Raw genomic sequence first — 3,046 nt, forward strand, 5'->3', positions numbered from 1 at the left:
AGGTGTTCGGTCCGCGCCACATCTGTTGGGTGGCTCCGGTGCAGATAGGCACTGGGCCAGTTACCCTGATTCAACTCGTAGAATACCGGTTTCCCTTCAATATTCTCTTCTTTCATACCTACTTCCATAAGCCGGTGCGCCTCATCATCCGAACCGTCACACCACCAGATTCTATCCGGCTTGGTCAACCTTGCCACCTCTTCAACCCAGTTCTCTAACGGTGTAGACATAGATGCCTCCTTATAATGTCATCAGGCTGGCACCAGTCCCATTCGGGAAACCCTGCGGCATCACGTTCGCAGGTGAAAAAATTATAAATTGGTAAATTATATCATATATTATACCTGTGTTACCAGTATTATCAGTTTGCTTTCCATTCTTCCAATATGCTGTCCCTGAATGGTATAATCTGTGGTGAAGTTGTACACTTATGATACGTCAGTGCCGGGCCAGTGATGCCCAGAGAATGTACTTTATCATCAATAAAGCTGCGGAAGCCTATGAAGGCGTTATTCCGGCCGACTGTTACCAGCAGCCCTATATGCCGATGGACGAACTGATAGGAGAGATAGAAAGGGTCATCTTCTACGGCTGGGAGGTAAATGGAGAGCTGGTGGGCATTATGGGAATGGAGCCAATCAAAGATGTTACCCTCATCCGCCATGCCTACGTCCTCCCGGAATGGCAGGGGCAGGGAATTGCCAGCCGCCTGCTGGACTACATCAAGCGCCTTTTTACCGGCTCCCGGTTGCTGGTGGGGACATGGGCGGACGCCAGCCGGGCGATTTCTTTTTACCAGAAACACGGGTTTCGCCTTATGCCTGATAAAGACCAGCTGCTGGAGACTTACTGGGATATTCCCCGGCGCCAGATTGAAACCTCCGTGGTGCTGGGAATAGATAACACACAGGCATAAAGGAGTCAAGATGAATATCAAAGACCTTAATCGACTGCTTCAGGTGACGGCGATTACGCTGGCACTGACCGCAGTATGCCAGGAACTGGAAAAGCCGAAAGAAGAGCGACTCTGGCACGGGAAGGCCGTTGGCTTTGTCCCCTATGACTTCAGGTTTCCCACCCTAGAACGCATAAGGGAAACATACTGGAATCCCTATGACAGCCGAATTCTGGTTCCGGAGGCGTTCGGCATCGGCTGGGCCATCAACTTCTACTCGCTTCTCGAGCGCCTGAGACTCATCGGGCAGGACCTGTCCGAAGAAGACTTCCTGATGCCCGGCGAGCACATGAAAGAGGTTTTAACTCACGCGCTTGAAGCTGAGTAAGCGTCTATCATCCCGATAATCGCCAGGCATAAAGGAGGGTAAGTAAATCTCTTGTCCGTTAATATCAATACAGAGGAAATGGCCGCATCCGTACAGGAAGAAATCAGGGCTTTCGTGCGCAGCAGCCCGATAAATCGTATGCCCGATTCGAATGACGATTTCATCTTTGACGAGCCGCTGGTGCAGTTTGCTGACGGCGATGACCCCATCTTCAACGAGTATAAAACAATAATCGACCGCACCCACATCACCCCCCGTGAAGCTCTGTCCAAAACCTATGAGAAAAGCCCTGAGGATTTACCCGCGCACCTGTCCGTCATCAGCTGGATACTGCCCATTACCGCTAAAACACGCAAATCAAATCGACCACAAAAGGACATCCCATCATGCCCCTGGGCATATACCCGGTGGTACGGAGAAAAGTTCAACGAGGCGCTGCGGAAACACATTGTCGAAGTTATTGTCGGCAAAGGATACCTGGCTGTGGCGCCGTTTATACAGCCCTACTTCAAGACCATGGAAAACGAAAAGGGCTTCCTTTCCAACTGGTCGGAGCGGCACATTGCCTACGCTGCCGGGCTGGGCACCTTCAGCCTCTCCGATGGCTTCATTACGGAGCGCGGCATCGCCCACCGCTGCGGCAGCGTGGTCACGGATATGCCCCTCCCCACCAGCCCAAGAACGGCGAAGACACCCTATTCCAACTGCTTATTTTATGTCAATAATAAATGCTGGGCCTGCATTCCCCGCTGCCCCGCCGGCGCCATCACAGAGCAGGGCCACGATAAGATAAGATGCCGCCGCTACATGTGGGATGATATAGCTTACATCAAGCAGAAGTATGGTGTAGACGTACAGGGCTGCGGCCTCTGCCAGACCAAAGTCCCCTGCGAGTTCAGAAACCCGGCGGAGAAGTTAAGCATTAAAACAGGATAACGCAGATTTTAGTGAAATTAACTTTTATCCAAAAATTTATCAATATCTATTATTTCTCCTCGGAGCATGTCTAATTCATCCAGTTTAGTATTTTTATTTCCAAGGCTTTTACGAATTTCGAGACGAAGCTTTCCCCATAACCGTACAGTCACGCGAATGTCTTGCTTGCCATTACTACCAAGATTAAAAAAATATTGCATCATACCATTATAGGCACGGACTACTTCATCAGAACCTAAAAGACCTAGTTCCCAAATTGCTTTTCTGTAATCTTTCGAGATAATTTTTTCCTCAATACTTGCCCTTCCCTCGTCTTCTTGCTTCAAATTGGCAAATAGCTCAATGTATGGGTCTAATATTTCACCGTATATCCTACGACGTTCGCCACGCAACCTTTCCTCTACAGCACGGAGTTCCTCAGTGCGAGATTTGATAACCCAACCAACAACACCCCCAATCAACACTAGCAAAGGTGGCAATATTATTTGAACCCATTCCATTTCCTCCTCCTTATAACAATTATGTATAATCTACCTCCCCTTCACCCCATCCTTATATATACTCTCCGGCTTTACTTGTATTAGCTGGTTGGCTAAATCTTCATTGCTTTTATTATACACCCTGATATAATTTCCCGTGTACCCTGACCAGACGCCGCCGGATTTCTGCTCCCATAACACGGTCATGGTTCTGCCCAGAAATCGCTGTCGAAAACTGTGGGCACTTTCCTCGGCCAGCGCCAGCATCTTCCGTGTCCTTTCCTTCTTCACTCTCTCTGAAACCTGGTCCGGCATATCAGTGGCCTCTGTCCCCGGTCGCCGTGAATA

At 49.4% G+C, this 3,046-nt stretch carries 6 protein-coding genes; 3 read left to right on the plus strand and 3 right to left on the minus strand.

Annotation, left to right across the window (positions count from 1 at the left end):
- Nucleotides 1-230 (minus strand): phosphoenolpyruvate carboxykinase (locus tag KKD83_10280; protein ID MBU2536530.1); only part of this gene is annotated, 230 nt, incomplete at its 3' end.
- A gap of 200 nt (nt 231-430) precedes the next feature.
- Between KKD83_10280 and KKD83_10285 the strand changes: the two genes are divergently transcribed.
- The 3 genes from KKD83_10285 to KKD83_10295 all read left to right on the plus strand — a co-directional run bounded on the left by KKD83_10285 (nt 431) and on the right by KKD83_10295 (nt 2,219).
- Nucleotides 431-916 carry a GNAT family N-acetyltransferase gene (locus KKD83_10285; GenBank protein MBU2536531.1) on the plus strand — a complete coding sequence of 162 codons (486 nt, stop codon included), beginning with the start codon at nt 431-433 and terminating at the stop codon, nt 914-916.
- Between the two features lie 10 nt (nt 917-926).
- A complete protein-coding gene (locus KKD83_10290; protein MBU2536532.1) occupies nt 927-1,283 on the plus strand; it encodes a hypothetical protein in 357 nt (118 codons plus the stop codon).
- Between the two features lie 78 nt (nt 1,284-1,361).
- Complete coding sequence (locus tag KKD83_10295) at nt 1,362-2,219, plus strand: epoxyqueuosine reductase (protein MBU2536533.1); 858 nt, start codon at nt 1,362-1,364, stop codon at nt 2,217-2,219.
- Between the two features lie 17 nt (nt 2,220-2,236).
- On the opposite strand, the gene KKD83_10300 is transcribed toward KKD83_10295, so the two are convergent.
- A complete protein-coding gene (locus tag KKD83_10300) occupies nt 2,237-2,719 on the minus strand; it encodes a hypothetical protein (GenBank protein MBU2536534.1) in 483 nt (160 codons plus the stop codon).
- Nucleotides 2,720-2,749: 30 nt separating this feature from the next.
- On the minus strand, nt 2,750-3,046 hold a 297-nt coding region (locus KKD83_10305; GenBank protein ID MBU2536535.1), incomplete at its 5' end, for a tRNA (N(6)-L-threonylcarbamoyladenosine(37)-C(2))-methylthiotransferase MtaB.

It is taken from the genome of Chloroflexota bacterium (genome assembly GCA_018829775.1).
Classification (GTDB): domain Bacteria; phylum Chloroflexota; class Dehalococcoidia; order Dehalococcoidales; family RBG-16-60-22; genus E44-bin89.